Genomic DNA, 16,315 nt, shown 5'->3' on the forward strand with positions numbered 1-16,315 from the left:
CGTACAGAACCGCCTTCTCGCGGACGGGAATTGACCCCACCGAAGGGCATCGTACCTGCGCAGAGGGGGCGCGACGAAGGAGAAGTACGTGATCCGGTGGCCATAACCCTGGGTAAGCATCGGGGTCGGCGGGGGGCCGGAGAAAGGGATGATCAGGGCAGAACGAAGCCCCCGATCACGGGGGAACAACCGGGGGCTTCGCGTCCGCGACGGCTTCGGAAAGCCGCACATTGAGAACGTAAGACCTGTACGCCCCCTGGGTCAAGCGGAGTTGAGGCACTTGCGGAAGTGGGGTTCCCCCTACTCATTTACGGGGTGATGCGCCTTTACTCTCCGTGATGATCTGGTTCGGGCATGCGGTCACAGCCGGCCCAGGAAGCCACTCGTACCCCTCGGGACACTCCCGTATCAGGGTGTCGGCGAAGGGGCGCGACGGGTCCGCGGAGAAATGGCGAGTCTCCGCCACTGTCCAGCCGTCCCAGAACTCGGACTGCGCAGGTCCGTCCCGGTGCCGGCCGCGTGCCCAGGACTCCTCGGGGCCCCGTTCCATCCACAGGAGAGCGGCGAGATTCGGGCGCAGCGCGCTCCGCCCCGCCCCGACGCCCTCGACCAGGACGACCGGGGCGGGCGGCAGCTCGCGGAGTGCGCCGAAGGTCCGCAGATTCCAGTCGTACGGGTGATAGCGCGCGACCTCGCCCCGGGAGAGGGGTGTGATCACCTGGTCCCGCATCCGCTCCGTCCACCCGAACAGCTCCTCGTGGCTCGCGAGGTCGTCGAGGTGGAGGACGGGTGCGCCAAGCCGGGTGGCGAGGTGCGCGGCGAGGGTCGACTTTCCCGAGCCCGCGTGCCCGTCGACGGCGACCAGCCGGATCGGCCCGCAGGACGGCGGGAGTCCGCGCAGCGCGTCGGCGGCACGGTCGAGGTCGGTCCGGTCGGTCATGGGGCAAGCGTAGCGATCCCTGCGGGCGGCGTCGCAGGTCAGCGGCCCGGCGGCGCCAGTGGCACAGACCGATATTTGTGCGGCGACGCGTGCCGAATCGCTGGCAGAACCGTTCCGCGAGCCGCGATAGTGGTCCACGCTCCGCCCTCCGTCCGCTCCTCGCCGTCGTTCGCCGCTCTCGACCGGGGGTCATCGCTCATGGCCAACTCCACTCCGCGCAGAACCGTCCTCGCCGCGGCCCTCGCCGCTGTCGCCGGCACCTCCCTGGCCTCCACCGCTCCGGCCGCGACCGCCTCCGTCGGCGACCGTGGCCACGCGCCGGAACCCGCGTTCGTCGACCACCGCTTCTGGGTCTCCTTCGCCGACTGGCGCGGCGGCGACCGCGCCGGCACCCGCGCCGTCGCCGGACACCGTGCCGGCCTGGTGATCGGTACGCCCGTAGGGGTCACCGACCACACCGACCCGCACACCGGCACGACCTCCCCCTGGGAGTACGCGAGCTGGACCTCCCCCGTCCACCGCTCCACCGTCCCGGCCACCGAGATCATCGCCTCCTGGAACGCCGCCACCCCGCCCGGCACCTGGATCCAGATCGAGCTGCGCGGCACCTACAACGACGGCGGCGCCACCCCCTGGTACGTGATGGGCCGCTGGGCGGCGGGCGACGACGACATCCGGCGGACCTCGGTCGACGACCAGAGCGACGGCAGGAGCTCGATCTGGACGGACACCCTGGCCGTCGACGACGCCGCGAGCGGTCTGCGTCTGGACGCGTACCAGCTGAGGCTGACCCTGTACCGCGCCCCCGGCACCCATGTCACCCCCCTCGTGTGGCGGCTCGGCGCGATGGCCTCGGACATCCCCGACCGCTTCACCGTGCCCGCCTCGACGCCCTGCGTCGCCCGCGAACTGGCCGTGCCGCGCTATTCGCAGAACACTCACGTCGGCCAGTACCCGGAGTACGACAACGGGGGCGAGGCCTGGTGCAGCCCGACGTCCTCGCAGATGATCCTCGAGTACTGGGGCCGCCGGCCGAGCGCCGAGGACCTCGCCTGGGTGAACCCGGCCTTCGAGGACCCCCAGGTCTGCCACGCGGCCCGCTTCACCTTCGACCACCGGTACAACGGCTGCGGCAACTGGCCCTTCAACGCCGCCTACGCCGCCACGTACCCCGCCATGAACGCGGTCGTGACCCGGCTGCGCTCGCTGACGGAGCTGGAGGCCCTGATCCGCGCGGGCATCCCGGTCATCACGTCACAGTCGTTCCACGAGGAGGAGCTGACGGGAGCCGGCTACGGCACCTCCGGCCATCTGATGACCGTGATCGGTTTCACGGAGGACGGCGACGTGATCGCAAACGACCCCGCCTCACCCAGCAACGAGGCCGTGCGCCGGATCTACCGGCGGCGCGAGTGGGAGACGATCTGGCTCCGCACCAAGCGTTATGACGCAAACGGCAAGGTCAGAGGCGGTACGGGGGGTGTCTGCTACCTCTTCTGGCCGGTCAAGTCAGCACCAAGTCAGCACCGCGCGCTGCAGGCGCTCGGCCTGGTGTGAGCATGTGCGGCCCGACGGTCGTCTCGACGACCTGACGGCAGCGCTCCTGGCCGTCCTGCGTGAGGTGGCCGTACCGGCCCACCGTGACCTTGACCGAACGATGTCCGAGCCCTGTTGAACCATCTCTGCTGCCATGACTCCCCGGCTATGCATCTTCGGTATGGATGCAGGAATGCTGCAAAGTCTCATGATCTTGTGAGTCTGCTGGTCAGGCGATACCCAGGAGATCGAGCGGGCGGGCCAAGGGCTCGTAGGAGGCTCGTCGAAGGCCAGCGGCGATGTTGTGGTGCCCGGCAGCGCGGAGGGCGTTGATCGCCAGGTTGCGCAAGGTCGCCATGTTCTCCGGGCCGTGGCCGGTGCGGATCTTCGAGGTGTCCTCACCGAAGGTGATGTCGCGGACGAAGTGGAGCCAATGCTCGGTGGTCCACTGCGACCTGGCGAGCCGGCCGAGCTGTTCGGGCGAGGCTTCCTGCGAGGTCAGGTCCGTGATCGCGTAGACGGTCTGGCGGCTGCATCTGCCGGTGGCGAGGTCGGTGCGGTGTCACAGGATGCGTGCGGCCTGGGGGGTGGGGGAAGCAGGGGACACGTCGATGGAGGTGGTGGCACTCGCTGCGCATCCGCCGGTCAGCACGCCGACCAGCGCGAAGGTCGCCGGCATGGCGTCGGTCCGCTTGCTCCCGCCGGGCATGATCATCCCAGCCCCGTCAGACGCGTCGGTTCGTGAGGAGCTTCCGCGTACCCGGCCAAGTCCGGTGAGCTGGAAGCCGATGCCGACGCTTCCGCACAGGCGATAGGCCCGGAGCGGTGCGCTCGGATTCGCAGGCGATGGCTCGCTCGTGGGCACGCCGACGATCGCGCGTGCCGGGCGGTGGGTCCTGGAGCAGGGCCTGAAGTGCGAGAGTGATCGTGGCGCGTTGGGCGATGTCAAGGTCGTGGCGCCCCGGTCGGGGCAGTCCTGGGTCGTGTCGGGCGGTTCAGACCTGTGCCCCGCCCTCGTCCGGCCGCAGGGCGTCGAGGATCAGGGTGAGGCCGAAGGCGAACTCGTCCGCGTAGTCGTAGCCGGGCCTGAGGACGTGCTCGGTGGCGAGTTCCGCGAGGTGCGGATAGGCGTCGGCGGGCATCTCCCGCAGGATGGCGCCCGCGACCTGATCCCGCTCTGCCGCATCGCTGAACGGCAGACTCTGCTCCTGGAGTACGAAGCCGTAGAGATAACTGTCGATCAGTGAGAAGGCGCGTGCGGCCATCAGGACGGAGAACCCGCCGGCGCGCAGGACGCCGATGACGGCGTCATGGTGGCGCAGGGTCGCCGGGCCGGGCCGGGAGCGCGAGTCCATCAGGCCGATGGCCCATGGGTGGCGTCGTAGCGCCGCGCGGGCGGAGGCCGCGCGGAGGCGCATGGCGCTCTTCCAGTCCGTGTCGCCCATCGGCAGCTCGATCTCGTCGAAGACCACGTCCACCATGCCGTCGAGGATGTCCTCCCGGCCGGCGACGTGATGGTAGAGCGACATCGCCTCGACGCCCAGTGGTTCGGCGATGGCCCGCATGGTGAGCGCCGCTGAACCCTTCTCGTCAGCGACGGTCACTGCCGTGTGGATCACCCGTTCGCGGCTGAGCGGGATGCGTGCCGACCCCCCGCGCCTGCCTTTGCCTCGCTCGGGCATCGGCCCCTCCTTCTCCGCCCTCTTGCCCACCTTACGGCATAAGGTTATCGTCCCTTACAGCATAAGATTCATGCAACGGCGAAAGGGTGTCGCCATGGGGACGGATCACGGGATGAAGGTCTGCGTCATCGGAGCCTCGGGGAAGCTCGGGCAGTACATGGTCCGGCACGCGCTGGACCGCGGCTACGAGGTGGTCGGCGTGTGCCGGGAACGCAGTGTGCCGAAGCTGGCCGCGTTGGCGGACCGGATGACCATCGTGCCCGGCCCCACGAACGACCCGGAGGTGATCCGGCGCGCGGTCGCCGGCTGCGACGGGGTGCTGACAGTGCTGGCGCCGTGGGGTGTGCAGCAGTACTCGTCGGGCACGGCGCAGGCGGTGCTCGACCACGCGCGTCCGGGTGCGCGGTTGGTCTTCTCCTGCGGCTGGCACATCACGCGCGACGGCAGGGACAAGTACTCCTGGAAGTTCAGAACGACCGTCCGGATCGTCACCCGGCTGGCCAGACTCGTCCGCGCCGTCGAGATCGACGACCAGGTCGAGGCCTGTCGCAGAGTGTTCGCCAGCGACACCCGGTGGACAGTCGTGCGCGGCAGCGACCTGGAGGAGGGAGAGAGCCAGGGACTGCCCGTGTGGAGCCGGCACGTCGGCGACCCGGTGCTGGCCAGCAACCTGACACGCCGCGTGGACTTCGCGTTGTTCATGGTGGAGGCGCTCACCGACGACACGCTCGTCCAGGAAGCCCCGGCGATCGTCGGCTGCCGCACACCCAGCGCCCTCGCCCGCGCCAGCGGTCACGCCGACCGAGCCTAGTCAACGCCGAGATCGCACTGAGCGAGGCTGACCTCCGAACCGTCCTCCTCGGCACGCTGCCGCCCGCCGAACCCGTCCGGCGGGCCCGGTCACCGGCGACCAGGCGAAGGTCGGCGAGCTCCTCGGTTGCCTCGGCGAGCCCGCCCCGGACTTCGCCATCGTCAGTCCCTGACGCACCGCGTCGGTAGGCGCTGAGGAAGGTGCCGGAACGGCCGGCAGCCGTACCGGCCAGCCGGCCGCCCCGCACCGGGCGGCCTCCTTGCCCACCGCGCCGCCCTCGACGTCCGTCGCCGTGGCACGCTCGAGTCGTACTCCGTCTGACACGCGCGACAAGTGCCGGCCTGGAATGGTCTGAGATACTGGTCACGACCCGCTGTCTCTCCGAGGGGAGTGCAACGCATGTCACTCCCGGTGACCGTCGGGGTGGACGGGTCGCCCGAGAGCATCGCAGCCGCGGAATGGGCCGCACACGAATCGGAACTCCGCGGAGCGCCCCTGCTCATCGTGCACGCGGACGAGTGGGCGGGAGCGGCGAACTCGCGGGGCGTCGGCCCTGGTGCGCGGTACCGCCGGGCCGACGAGCTGCTGGCCGAGGCCGCGGAGGCCGTGCGACGGCGGCATCCCGCTCTTGAGATCGACACGCGACAGCTGGCCGGACCGCCTGTGGCCGCACTGACCGGTGCGGCTGCGGAGGAGGCAGGGCTCTTGGTGCTCGGTTCGCGCGGCCTGGGTGGTCTCAGGGGCTTCCTCCTCGGCTCGGTCGGCATGGCGGCTATCGGCGCCGCTGCGTGTCCCGTCGTGCTCGTACGGGCGCCGGGACGGTCCACCGTCTCCGCGCGGTCCGCCGAGGCCGGTTCCTCGCGCGACGTGGTCGTGGGGGTGGACCTCGATCAGTTCTTCGACCCGCTGCTCGACTTCGGTTTCCAGGAGGCCGTCAGCCGGGGCGCCCGCCTGCTCGCGCTGTATGGATGGTCGATTCCGCCCATGGTCCGCGATGCCTCGGCCCTGGTGGCGGCTGAGCGGGAGATGGGGCCCGACATCGCGCGTCGCCTTGCGGCGGATCTGCGGCCCTGGCGGCTGAAGTTCCCCTCGGTGGACCTCGTGGAGCGATCGTGCGTGGGCGGCCCCGCGCAACGGTTGTTGCAGGCGGCGGAGAACGCGGAACTCGTGGTCGTGGGCCGGCATGTGCGCAGCGGGGCCTGGGGCGCGCACATCGGGCCCGTCACTCATGCGCTGATCCACCACTGCGCCGTCCCGGTTGCCGTCATCGCTCATGAGTGACCAGGCGGCCAGGATGCCGGGCCCGTGAACACCTTGGTGGCGGTGCCGAGCGCCCTGATGGCCGCCCTGTGTTTCGGGGTCGGGTCGGTGCTCCAGCACGAGGCGGCACGACGAGCGCCCCCGCAGAAGGCCCTGCGTCTGCGGCTTCTGTTCGACCTTATGCGTCGGCCGATGTGGCTGGCGGGGACGGTGCTGTCCATCTCCTCGTTCGCTTTCCTGGCTCTGGCGCTGGCCTTCGGGCCGTTGGTCCTGGTGCTGCCGCTCGCGGCGACGGATCTCGTCTTCGCCCTGCCGTTGCTGGCTCTGCGGCGCGGGGAACGACTGAGCCGTTCCGAGGGGACCGGAATCGTCTGCACGGCGGGGGGAGTGGCGGTGTTCCTCGTGGCGCTCCCGCACTCTCCCTCGGGAACGTCGTCCGCGGCCGTACGCGACTGGGCGCTGGTGCTCGTGGCTGTTGTCGGCGTGGTCGTACTGATGGTCGCCGTCGGAGCGAGTCGGCCGGGTCCGGTGCGGACGGCCTCGTACGCCGTCTGCGCGGCCGCGATGCTGGCTCTTCTCGACGCCCTGACCAGGAGCACGGCCGACCGGGTGCGGACAGACGGCTTCGGGGCGCTCCTCCACTGGGAACCGTATGCGCTGATGGCCGTGGGAGTGACGGCTCTGGTGCTCTCGCAAAGCGCCTTCCAGGCGGGTTCCCTGGCCATCAGTCTGCCGATCATCGACACCCTGGAGCCGATCTGCGCCGTCGCCATCGGCGTGGCTGTCTTCGATGAGCAGCTCGCCGTCACGATGTGGGCCCTGGTGGTGCAGATGGCGGGCGCAGCGGCAGCGGTGATCGGGATCGTGCTCCTGGGGCGATCTCCGCTGGCGACGCACTGACGCGCCTCAGTCGTCACCGTGCGTCCCTGCGGGCGTCCGCTGACGCGTGCCGTGCGGCCCCGGGACCGTGACCCGCGTCCTACCCCGGGGCCGTCCTCGGACGGCACTGTGGGCGGCATGACCGCCACCACCTGCTCCCCCGCCCGCTCCCGTGCCCGTACCGGGGGTCCCAAGGACGACGGGCCGAAGATCCTCGAGCAGGTCCTCGGCTGGACCCTCGTCGTCGTCCTCGCCATGTTCGTCACCCAGTCCGGCCTGATGTGACCCCGGGCCCCCGGCCTGATGTGGCCCCGGGACCGCGGCCTGATGTGGCCCCGGGACCGCGGCCTGATGTGGCCCCGGGACCGCGGCCTGATGTGGCCCCGGGCCCCCGAGGCGGCCCCCCGAGGCGCCGCCCGCGTGTGATCGCGGGCCGCCGAACGGGCATACTCCCTGCGCCACGAGCGCCGGGCGCCCCCGCGCGCGAACCGCCGGGGGCAGCATCGGCGCAGCAGTGACCCACGGCCGCGCCGCGTCACCCGCGCGCTCCGCCGCAGCGCCCGAGAGGGAGGATGCGCCGCCATGTCCGACCGCGCCCCGCAAGCCCTGGAACGCCGGCTGCCCACCGAGGAAGCCCGGGAGCTGCTCGCCCTGGTCCGTGAGATCGCCGAGCGGGAGATCGCACCCCACGCCGCCGAGGAGGAGGCGGAGGGCCGCTTCCCGCGCGAGCTCTTCTCGCTGCTCTCCTCCTCCGGGCTGCTCGGACTTCCGTACGACTCCGAGTACGGCGGCGGTGACCAGCCCTACGCGGTCTATCTGCAGGTCCTCGAAGAGCTGGCCGCCGCCCGCCTCACCGTCGGGCTCGGCGTCAGCGTCCATTCGCTCTCCTGCCACGCCCTGGCGAACTTCGGCACCGAGCAGCAGCGGGCCGCCCATCTGCCGGCGATGCTGGGCGGCGGTCTCCTCGGGGCCTACTGCCTGTCGGAGCCGGCCTCCGGATCGGACGCGGCGTCGCTGCGTACGCGGGCCGTCAGGGACGGCGACCACTGGGTCCTGACCGGCACCAAGGCGTGGATCACCCACGGCGCGATCGCCGACTTCTGCACGGTCATGGCGCGCACGGGCGGCGAGGGCCCGAAGGGGATCACCGCGTTCCTGGTACCCGGCGACGCCGAGGGGCTGAGCGCGGCCGCGCCCGAGCGGAAGATGGGCATGAAGGGCTCGCCCACCGCCCAGCTCCACCTCGACGGGGTGCGGATCCCCGACGCGCGCCGGATCGGCGAGGAGGGGCAGGGGTTCGCGATCGCGCTCTCCGCCCTGGACTCCGGGCGCCTCGGGATCGCCGCCTGCGCCGTGGGGGTGGCCCAGGCCGCGCTCGACGTCGCCGTCGCGTACGCCCGCGAGCGGCGGCAGTTCGGCCGGCCCATCGCGGACTTCCAGGGGCTCCGCTTCCTGCTCGCGGACATGGCGACCGGGGTCGAGGCGGGCCGGGCGCTGTACCTGGAGGCGGCGCGCCTGCGCGACGAGGGTCGGCCCTTCGGACGTCAGGCGGCCATGGCGAAGCTCTTCTGCACGGACGCGGCCATGCGGATCACGACGGACGCGGTGCAGGTGCTCGGCGGCTACGGCTACACGGCGGACTTCCCCGCCGAGCGGTACATGCGTGAGGCGAAGGTGCTGCAGATCGTCGAGGGCACGAATCAGATCCAGCGGATGGTCATCGCGCGCCACCTTGTCGGACCAGAGTCCCGCTGACGCCGCTCACACGGACGGTCCGGTCCGCCCAGACCGGGGCGGCGGTCAGCCGGTTCCACTCCTGGTCGGCGCGGCCCGGCAGCGTTCGGCCGTGGCTGGCCCACTGGCTGATCAGCGCCTTGTAGATGGGTGGGTCGGCGACGTGCGGCGTCGGCTGCGGAACCGATTCTTCAAAGCGCGGCTCGGCGAGGCGACGCCGCCCGCTGCCGATGGGGGCGGTGTACAGCGATGTCATGACTGTCCCAACGCGCCCCGCCGGTGCGGGGTCACCGCCGGGCGGATTCGAGGAGGAGTTCGGGGGTTGCCCGGAGTCACCGCCGGGCGGGGGAGGGGCGGCCCGTCCGGTACTCGCGCCGTTCGATCCGTCACCGCACGGCTCTGGCTCCCGGAAGGTCTTCTGACTTACCGTCAGATCTCGCTGCCGACCAGGAGGTCACACGTGTCAGAAGACCGGCCCGTCGCGCTCGACGAGTACCCCGTGCACCAGGCGCCGCTCTCGATGAAGCACCACGTCAGCGGCGACCGCAACGTCTACGACCGATGCATCTTCCACGTCTTCGACCACCAGGGGCGCGCCCTGCTCATCGCCGGGCTCGGCGTCTACCCCAACACCGGGGTCGTCGACGCCTACGCCACCCTCCGCGTCGGCGACAGGCTCCACGCCGTCCGGGCCTCCGACGCGCTCGGCGACGACCGGATGAACCTCGCGGTCGGCCCGCTCCGCATCACCGTCGACGAACCGCTGAAGACGCTCACCCTGCGCTGCGACGCCGACCCGGACGATCCCGAGGGCCTCTCCTTCGACCTGACCTGGACCGGCGACTTCCCGGCCGTCTGGGAACCGCACCACACCCAGCGCCGTGGCGACCGGCTCACCCTGGAAGGGCGCCGCTTCGTCCAGGCCGGCCACTGCACGGGCACCATCCGGGCCGGCGGCGAGGAGTTCACCGTCACCGAGGGGGAGTGGACAGGCACCCGCGACCGCAGCTGGGGCGTACGGCCGATTCCGGGGGAGGAAGCCGGTCGCGCCGACGAGTTCCGGCCCGAGGGCTTCCACTGGCTCTGGATACCCATGCGCTTCGACGACCGCTTCCTCATGGTCATCGCCCAGGAGGACGCCGACGGCTACCGCACCCTCAGCGAGGCCCTGCTCGTACGGGACGGGCGGCGCGACGTCCAACTCGGCTGGCCGCGCACCGACATCACCTACCGCAGGGGCACCCGCCACCCGGAGCGGGCCGTCGTCCATCTCACCGACCCGGCCGGCAAGCCCCTGGAGGTCGACGTCGAGATCCTGGCCTCCTCCCCGCTCGCCGTGGGCGCCGGCTACCCGCCCGCCGCCGACTGGCAGCACGGCACCTGGCAGGGCCACGACTGGACCGACCGCAGGGCCTACGACCTCTCCGACCCGGCGGCGCACCCCATGGCCGCGTTCGGCGTCACCGACCACGCGGCCCGCTTCACGCTCGGAGGACGTACCGGCTACGGGATCTTCGAGCACGGTTCCTTCGGCCGTCACGACCCCAGCGGCTTCGCCGACCACACCTCCACGGCCGACTGACCAAGGCGAACCGAGCCGCAGACAAGAAGAGGAGCGTCCATGGCGACCGCCCCCCGCCCGCGCACCACCACCCGTGACCCCGAGGAGCTGGGCCGCCGGCTCACCGGCTGGCTCGACCACCGCCTGCCGGGGGCCCAGGTCACCGGACTCGCCGTGCCCGGATCCAACGGCATGTCCAGCGAGACCCTGCTCTTCGACATCGAGCACCCCGAAGCCCCGGTCCGGGGCTGCGCCCTGCGGCTGGCCGCCGACCCCGCCGCGTACACGATCTTCCCTGTCTACGACATGGAGCGGCAGCACCGGGTGATGCGCCTGGTCGGGGAGTACACCGACATCCCCGTCCCGCGTGTCCTCTGGCTGGAGAGCGATCCGGCGCCGCTCGGCGCCCCGTTCTTCGTGATGGCCCGCGCCGAGGGCCGCGTCCCACCGGACGTCATGCCCTACACGTACGAGGGGAACTGGCTGCACTCCGCCACCGACGCCGAACGTGCCCACCTGGAGGCCGCGTCCGTCTCCGTCCTGGCCAGGCTGCACGACCAGTTCCCGGCGAAGGAGGCGGAGTTCCTGCTCCCGGAGGGGACGGGAAGCCCGCTGCGGCGCCATGTCGACGCCCAACGCGCCTACTACGCCTGGGTCGTGAAGGGACTCGCGCCGTCCCCGCTCATCGAGTCGGCCTTCGACTGGCTGGACGCGCACTGGCCCGCCGACGAGGGTCCCGCCGTCCTGAACTGGGGCGACGCACGCATCGGGAACATCGTCTACGACGGATTCGAGCCCGCGGCCGTGCTCGACTGGGAGATGGCCGGCTACGCCCCGCGCGAGGTCGACCTCGGCTGGACCGTCTACCTGCACCGCTTCTTCCAGGACCTGACCGTCGGTTTCGGTCAGCCGGGACTGCCCGGGTTCCTCCGCCGCGACGCGGTCGAACGGCGGTACGCGGACCTCACCGGACACACGCCGCGCGCGATGGAGTTCCACACCCTCTACGCGGCGCTGCGGCACGCGATCGTGATGCTCAGGGTCGCGTACCGCCAGGCGCACTTCGGAGAGGTACAGGTACCGGGGACCGCCGAGGACGCCGACAGTCTGATCCTGCACCACGCCACGCTCTCGGCGATGGTGCGGGGAAGCTACTGGTAGGCGTCGTTACGCCGCGCGCCGCATCTGCGGCACCTTGATCGGACGCGAGCCCGGACCGCCGACGTGCGAGAAGGGCTGCGTCCGCCAGTCGAGACCCTGAGGCAGCGTCAGCAGGAGTGCGGTGTCCTGCTCCTGGACCTCCAGCGTCTCGTCCGCGGGGCGCGCGTCCGACGCGGCACGGCCGGTCCCGGGGCAGACCGTCAGCACGAACGGGTTCCACGGCGTCGGGCACAGCGCGTGCTCCGGCAGCACGACCTCGTCCGCGAGCAGCGCGATCGGCTGGACGCAGTCCGGGCAGATCACCCGGTACATCTCGAAGGTGTCGTAGGCGTCGAGCTCGTCGGTCGTCTCGACCGAATCGACAGGCTCCTGCATGGTGAATCTCCCCCTCGGGTGGGTCGACCGAAGTACGTATGGCCTCGACCACAGCAAGCAATTCCCATACGGCCACCCGCATAACCGTGAGGTCTCGATCGAGCTGCCCACAACCCTGTGGCGTTCGTCACATGCCTCTCGCAGGTGCCTCGCGGATGCCCATAGGCGTCTATAGCGACAGTGCCCCCGGCTGTGCCGATGGTCTCCCGGGGCAATAGGTTGACCGCATGGAGGAGCTGGATCGTCAGATCGTCGAGTTGCTCGTCGGGGACGGGCGCATGAGCTACACCGACCTGGGCAAGGCCACCGGCCTGTCCACCTCGGCCGTACATCAGCGCGTCCGCCGCCTGGAGCAGCGTGGGGTCATCCGCGGCTACGCCGCCGTCGTCGACCCGGAGGCCGTCGGACTGCCGTTGACCGCCTTCATCTCGGTCAAACCCTTCGACCCCAGCGCGCCCGACGACACCCCGGACCGGCTCGCCGACATCCCGGAGATCGAGGCCTGCCACAGCGTCGCGGGCGAGGAGAACTACATCCTCAAGGTGCGCGTCGCGACCCCGCTGGAGCTGGAACACCTGCTCACCCGCATCCGCACCCAGGCGGGCGTCTCCAGCCGGACCACGGTCGTCCTGTCGACCCCGTACGAAGCCAGGCCCCCGCGCATCTAGCCTGGTCACCATGAGCGAGACCCGTAACGACAGCGAGCACCGCACCGTCCTGCTGCGTGGTGGAGACGTCCACAGCCCCGCCGACCCGTTCGCCACCGCCATGGTGGTCGAACGGGGACACGTCGCCTGGGTGGGCTCCGAGGGAGCGGCCGACGCCTTCGCCTCCGGCGTGGACGAGGTCGTCGACCTCGAAGGCGCGCTCGTCACCCCCGCGTTCGTCGACGCCCACGTCCACACCACGGCGACCGGTCTCGCGCTGACCGGCCTCGACCTGACCTCCGCCGCCTCGCTCGCCGAGGCGGCGGAGCTGATCCGGGGCCATGCCGCCGCCCGCCCAGCCGACCGCATCCTCATCGGGCACGGCTGGGACGCCGCGCGCTGGCCGGAGCGCCGGGCGCCGCGCCGCGACGAACTCGACGAACTGACCGGCGGCCGTCCGCTCTACCTCACGCGGACCGACGTCCACTCCGCCGTCGTCACCACGGCCCTGCTCGACCTCGTCCCCGGCATCCGCGACCTCACCGGCTTCCGCGACGGCGAGCCGCTGACCGGCGGTGCCCACCACGCCGTCCGCGCCGCCGCCGACGCGGCCCTCTCGCCCCGGCAGCGCTCCGAGGCCCAGCGCGAGGCCCGTCGGCACGCCGCCTCCCTCGGCATCGGCACCCTGCACGAGTGCGGCGGACCGGAGATCTCCTCCGAGGACGACTTCACCGGCTTGCTCGACCTCGCCCGCGAGGAGGCCGGTCCACGCGTCGTCGGCTACTGGGCCGACCTCGACGTCGAGCGGGCCCGCGCCCTCGGCGCCGTCGGCGCGGCCGGTGACCTCTTCGCCGACGGCTCGCTCGGATCCCACACCGCCTGCCTCCACGACGCGTACGCGGACGCCGGCCACAACGGCGTCTCCCACCTCGACGCCGCCACCGTCGCCGCCCATGTCGTCGCCGCCACCGAAGCGGGCCTTCAGGCCGGCTTCCACGCCATCGGCGACGCGGCCGTCACGGCGGTGGTCGACGGCGTCCGGGCCGCCTCGGAGAAGCTGGGCCTCGCCCGGATCCGTGCCGCGCGCCATCGCGTCGAGCACGCCGAGATGCTCACCCCCGAGACGATCGCCGCCTTCGCCGAACTCGGGCTGACCGCCTCCGTCCAGCCGGCGTTCGACGCGGCCTGGGGCGGTGAGGACGGCATGTACGCCGACCGCCTCGGCGCCGAGCGCGCCCGCACCCTCAACCCGTACGCCGCCCTGCTCCGCGCCGGCGTCCCGCTGGCCTTCGGCTCGGACAGCCCGGTCACCCCGCTGGACCCCTGGGGCACCGTCCGCGCCGCCGCCTTCCACCGCACCCCCGAGCACCGGATCTCCGTCCGTGCCGCCTTCACCGCCCACACGCGGGGCGGCTGGCGGGCCGTCGGGCGCGACGACGCCGGCACGCTCGTCCCCGGCGCCCCGGCCGACTACGCGATCTGGCGCGCCGAGGAACTCGTCGTCCAGGCCCCGGACGACCGGGTGGCCCGCTGGTCGACCGACCCCCGCTCGGGAACGCCCGGTCTGCCCGATCTGACCCCAGGCGGCGACCTTCCGGTCTGCCTGCGCACGGTGGTGCTCGGACAAACGGTCTTCGACCGACTGAACGGGTGACGTCGGGACATTCCGTACCGCCGATCGATGATCAACGGGCTCGCCGACGACCTGCGGATCTTCCTCACTGACCTGGCAGTATCGGTCATCTCCGCAGGTCAAGCGGGTATTGACAGCGAGCCTCCAGGGGCGGGTAGGTTCTCCCGCGTCCACCACAGGACGTCCGACCGGTTCCAAACCTCAGGTTCCGCGCCCGTGCCTCGGGGGCGAGGGAAGGTTTTTCCCGGCGGAAGGTGCGACCCGGGTGGGGCCCGGACGTTCAGTAGACAACGGCTCTCGGTCGACCCGCAGCCAGCGGGTTCCAGGTCGGCCCGAAGGGCGCCGGGCCCCGATCCGCACGCCATGCGCGGCGTCCTGCGCGAGGTCCCGCCCCCAATCAGCCCCGCCGCGGCGGAGTCGCGCGCGGGGCTCGCTATGGTGGGGGTTCGCGTATGTATCCGAAGGGGCAGCAGTGAACGACGGTGGCCAGAGGCGTTACGGCCCGCTCGGCAGAGCCTTGGTGATCATTCCGACCTACAACGAGGCGGAGAACATCAAGCCGATCGTCTCGCGCGTACGGGCGGCCGTACCGGAGGCGCACGTCCTCGTCGCCGACGACAACAGCCCCGACGGCACGGGCAAGTTCGCCGACGAGCTCGCCGCCGAGGACGACCACGTCCACGTCCTGCACCGCAAGGGCAAGGAGGGGCTCGGCGCCGCGTACCTCGCCGGCTTCCGCTGGGGCATCGAGCACGGCTACGGCGTCCTCGTCGAGATGGACGCCGACGGCTCGCACCAGCCCGAGGAGCTGCCCCGGCTGCTGACCGCGCTCAAGGGCGCCGACCTCGTGCTCGGCTCCCGCTGGGTCCCCGGCGGCCGCATCGTGAACTGGCCCAAGTCCCGCGAGTTCATCTCCCGCGGCGGCAGCCTCTACTCGCGCGTCATGCTCGACGTCCCGATCCGCGACGTCACCGGCGGCTACCGGGCCTTCCGCAAGGAGACCCTGGAAGGCCTTGGCCTGGAGGACGTGGCCTCGGCCGGCTACTGCTTCCAGGTCGACCTGGCCCGTCGCGCCGTCGCCGCCGGCTTCCATGTCGTCGAGGTCCCGATCACCTTCGTGGAGCGCGAGATCGGCGACTCGAAGATGAGCCGCAACATCGTCGTCGAGGCCCTGTGGCGGGTCACCGGCTGGGGTCTGACGGCCCGTGCGAACAAGGTGGGCAAGCTGCTCGGCCGCCGGTCCGCGGGCTGAGGGCCGCCGGTCGGGGCTGATCCCTCCCCTTTACGACGTTCCTGCGACGCGCCAGGCACACTGGGGGGCATGACGACCGGCGCCACGCCCCCTCTCGCCCCCAAGCGCTCACGCGCGCGTACGTTTCTCCCCCTGGCCCTCGCCGCCTGGCTTGTCCTCGAGATCTGGCTGCTCATCGCGGTGGCGGACGCCGTCGGCGGGCTCGCCGTCTTCGGCCTGCTGGCCGGCGGAGCCGTTCTCGGCGCCGTGGTGATCAAGCGGGCCGGTCGCCGCGCCTTCAGGAACCTCACCGAGACCTTCCAGCAGGCCCAGGCGGCCGCGCAGACCGGTGTCCCGCCGACCGGTGCCGAGCGCGTCGGTGCGGGCGACCGCAACGGCTTCCTCATGCTCGGCGGTCTGCTCCTGATGATCCCCGGCCTGGTCTCCGACGCGGTCGGTCTGCTGCTGCTCGTGCCGCCGGTCCGCTCCCTCCTCGGCAGGTACGCCGACAGGGTCGCCGAGCGCAGGATGAGCGCCGCTCCGCCGGGCAGCCTCCAGGACGCCTTCCAGCAGGCCAGGATGCACCGGCCCGACGGAAAGGTCGTGCAGGGCGAGGTCATCCGCGACGACGCCCCCCAGGGCCCCCGGCGGGCCCAGGAGCCCCGTCCGCCGCTGACGCCGTGACGCCGCCTGCCCGGTGACTCCGACCCCGGCCCCGGAAGCCGTGCCCCGGCGGGCCGGGGAGGTCTTCCGCGAGACGGCCCGGCCGGGCTCGCCCGCCGGCATGCAGTGCCTGCCGGACGTACGACAACGCCGCGGGGCCCGGTCAAAAACAAGGGGGGCGAAGAAACAAGAGGGGGGCGGA

17 protein-coding genes and 1 pseudogene are annotated in these 16,315 nt (G+C 71.7%); 12 read left to right on the forward strand and 6 right to left on the reverse strand.

Annotated elements, in window-relative coordinates; genetic code table 11:
• Nucleotides 1-304: 304 nt before the first annotated feature.
• Nucleotides 305-940 (reverse strand): uridine kinase, encoded by a 636-nt coding sequence (locus tag ACFUJR_RS29815; protein WP_383172540.1) that lies wholly within the window; start codon nucleotides 938-940, stop codon nucleotides 305-307.
• A gap of 198 nt (nucleotides 941-1,138) precedes the next feature.
• On the opposite strand from ACFUJR_RS29815, the gene ACFUJR_RS29820 reads away from it, so the two are divergent.
• Complete coding sequence (locus ACFUJR_RS29820; protein WP_383172542.1) at nucleotides 1,139-2,497, forward strand: peptidase C39 family protein; 1,359 nt, start codon at nucleotides 1,139-1,141, stop codon at nucleotides 2,495-2,497.
• Nucleotides 2,498-2,705: 208 nt separating this feature from the next.
• On the opposite strand, the pseudogene ACFUJR_RS29825 reads toward ACFUJR_RS29820, so the two are convergent.
• The 3 genes and pseudogenes from ACFUJR_RS29825 to ACFUJR_RS29835 form a co-directional block, all read right to left on the reverse strand.
• Nucleotides 2,706-3,002: pseudogene (locus ACFUJR_RS29825) on the reverse strand (ISAs1 family transposase); the annotation flags it as partial.
• A 36-nt stretch (nucleotides 3,003-3,038) separates the two neighbouring features.
• A complete protein-coding gene (locus ACFUJR_RS29830; protein WP_383172543.1) occupies nucleotides 3,039-3,191 on the reverse strand; it encodes a hypothetical protein in 153 nt (50 codons plus the stop codon).
• A 280-nt stretch (nucleotides 3,192-3,471) separates the two neighbouring features.
• Nucleotides 3,472-4,158 carry a TetR/AcrR family transcriptional regulator gene (locus ACFUJR_RS29835; RefSeq protein ID WP_383172544.1) on the reverse strand — a complete coding sequence of 229 codons (687 nt, stop codon included), beginning with the start codon at nucleotides 4,156-4,158 and terminating at the stop codon, nucleotides 3,472-3,474.
• 94 nt (nucleotides 4,159-4,252) lie between these two features.
• Here ACFUJR_RS29835 and ACFUJR_RS29840 point away from each other — a divergent pair, with 94 nt between their 5' ends.
• The 5 genes from ACFUJR_RS29840 (at nucleotide 4,253) to ACFUJR_RS29860 (ending at nucleotide 8,863) form a co-directional block, all read left to right on the forward strand.
• Nucleotides 4,253-4,969: an NAD(P)-dependent oxidoreductase gene (locus ACFUJR_RS29840; RefSeq protein WP_383172565.1), complete on the forward strand. Its 717-nt coding sequence runs from the start codon at nucleotides 4,253-4,255 to the stop codon at nucleotides 4,967-4,969.
• 399 nt (nucleotides 4,970-5,368) lie between these two features.
• Nucleotides 5,369-6,250, forward strand: coding sequence for a universal stress protein (locus ACFUJR_RS29845; RefSeq protein ID WP_383172546.1), 882 nt, complete (start codon nucleotides 5,369-5,371; stop codon nucleotides 6,248-6,250).
• A 24-nt stretch (nucleotides 6,251-6,274) separates the two neighbouring features.
• Complete coding sequence (locus ACFUJR_RS29850; protein ID WP_383172547.1) at nucleotides 6,275-7,129, forward strand: DMT family transporter; 855 nt, start codon at nucleotides 6,275-6,277, stop codon at nucleotides 7,127-7,129.
• A gap of 117 nt (nucleotides 7,130-7,246) precedes the next feature.
• The gene (locus ACFUJR_RS29855; protein WP_383172549.1) at nucleotides 7,247-7,393 is read left to right on the forward strand and encodes an SCO1431 family membrane protein; all 147 of its coding nucleotides are present in this window, start codon (nucleotides 7,247-7,249) and stop codon (nucleotides 7,391-7,393) included.
• 297 nt (nucleotides 7,394-7,690) lie between these two features.
• The gene (locus tag ACFUJR_RS29860) at nucleotides 7,691-8,863 is read left to right on the forward strand and encodes an acyl-CoA dehydrogenase family protein (RefSeq protein ID WP_383172550.1); all 1,173 of its coding nucleotides are present in this window, start codon (nucleotides 7,691-7,693) and stop codon (nucleotides 8,861-8,863) included.
• Here ACFUJR_RS29860 and ACFUJR_RS29865 read toward each other — a convergent pair.
• Nucleotides 8,826-9,098 (reverse strand): hypothetical protein, encoded by a 273-nt coding sequence (locus tag ACFUJR_RS29865; protein ID WP_383172551.1) that lies wholly within the window; start codon nucleotides 9,096-9,098, stop codon nucleotides 8,826-8,828. The genes ACFUJR_RS29860 and ACFUJR_RS29865 overlap by 38 nt on opposite strands.
• Before the next feature lie 204 nt (nucleotides 9,099-9,302).
• Here ACFUJR_RS29865 and ACFUJR_RS29870 point away from each other — a divergent pair, with 204 nt between their 5' ends.
• Together ACFUJR_RS29870 and ACFUJR_RS29875 are read left to right on the forward strand one after the other, a co-directional pair.
• Entirely contained in the window at nucleotides 9,303-10,424 is a 1,122-nt protein-coding gene (locus tag ACFUJR_RS29870) for a hypothetical protein (protein WP_383172553.1), read from the forward strand.
• 39 nt (nucleotides 10,425-10,463) lie between these two features.
• On the forward strand, nucleotides 10,464-11,564 hold the full coding sequence (locus tag ACFUJR_RS29875) for a phosphotransferase family protein (protein WP_383172554.1): 1,101 nt from the start codon (nucleotides 10,464-10,466) through the stop codon (nucleotides 11,562-11,564).
• Nucleotides 11,565-11,570: 6 nt separating this feature from the next.
• Here the strand turns inward: ACFUJR_RS29875 and ACFUJR_RS29880 are convergent, their stop codons facing one another.
• Nucleotides 11,571-11,939, reverse strand: a complete 369-nt coding sequence (locus tag ACFUJR_RS29880) for a hypothetical protein (protein ID WP_383172555.1) — start codon at nucleotides 11,937-11,939, stop codon at nucleotides 11,571-11,573.
• Nucleotides 11,940-12,166: 227 nt separating this feature from the next.
• On the opposite strand from ACFUJR_RS29880, the gene ACFUJR_RS29885 reads away from it, so the two are divergent.
• The 4 genes from ACFUJR_RS29885 (at nucleotide 12,167) to fxsA (ending at nucleotide 16,134) form a co-directional block, all read left to right on the forward strand.
• Nucleotides 12,167-12,607 (forward strand): Lrp/AsnC family transcriptional regulator, encoded by a 441-nt coding sequence (locus ACFUJR_RS29885; RefSeq protein ID WP_383172557.1) that lies wholly within the window; start codon nucleotides 12,167-12,169, stop codon nucleotides 12,605-12,607.
• 10 nt (nucleotides 12,608-12,617) lie between these two features.
• Entirely contained in the window at nucleotides 12,618-14,240 is a 1,623-nt protein-coding gene (locus tag ACFUJR_RS29890) for an amidohydrolase (protein WP_383172558.1), read from the forward strand.
• A gap of 451 nt (nucleotides 14,241-14,691) precedes the next feature.
• The gene (locus ACFUJR_RS29895) at nucleotides 14,692-15,471 is read left to right on the forward strand and encodes a polyprenol monophosphomannose synthase (RefSeq protein WP_383172560.1); all 780 of its coding nucleotides are present in this window, start codon (nucleotides 14,692-14,694) and stop codon (nucleotides 15,469-15,471) included.
• Between the two features lie 69 nt (nucleotides 15,472-15,540).
• On the forward strand, nucleotides 15,541-16,134 hold the full coding sequence (gene fxsA / locus ACFUJR_RS29900) for an FxsA family membrane protein (RefSeq protein ID WP_383172561.1): 594 nt from the start codon (nucleotides 15,541-15,543) through the stop codon (nucleotides 16,132-16,134).
• The last annotated feature ends 181 nt before the right edge of the window (nucleotides 16,135-16,315 follow it).

This window comes from Streptomyces sp. NPDC057271 (assembly GCF_042668715.1).
Classification (GTDB): Bacteria; Actinomycetota; Actinomycetes; order Streptomycetales; family Streptomycetaceae; genus Streptomyces.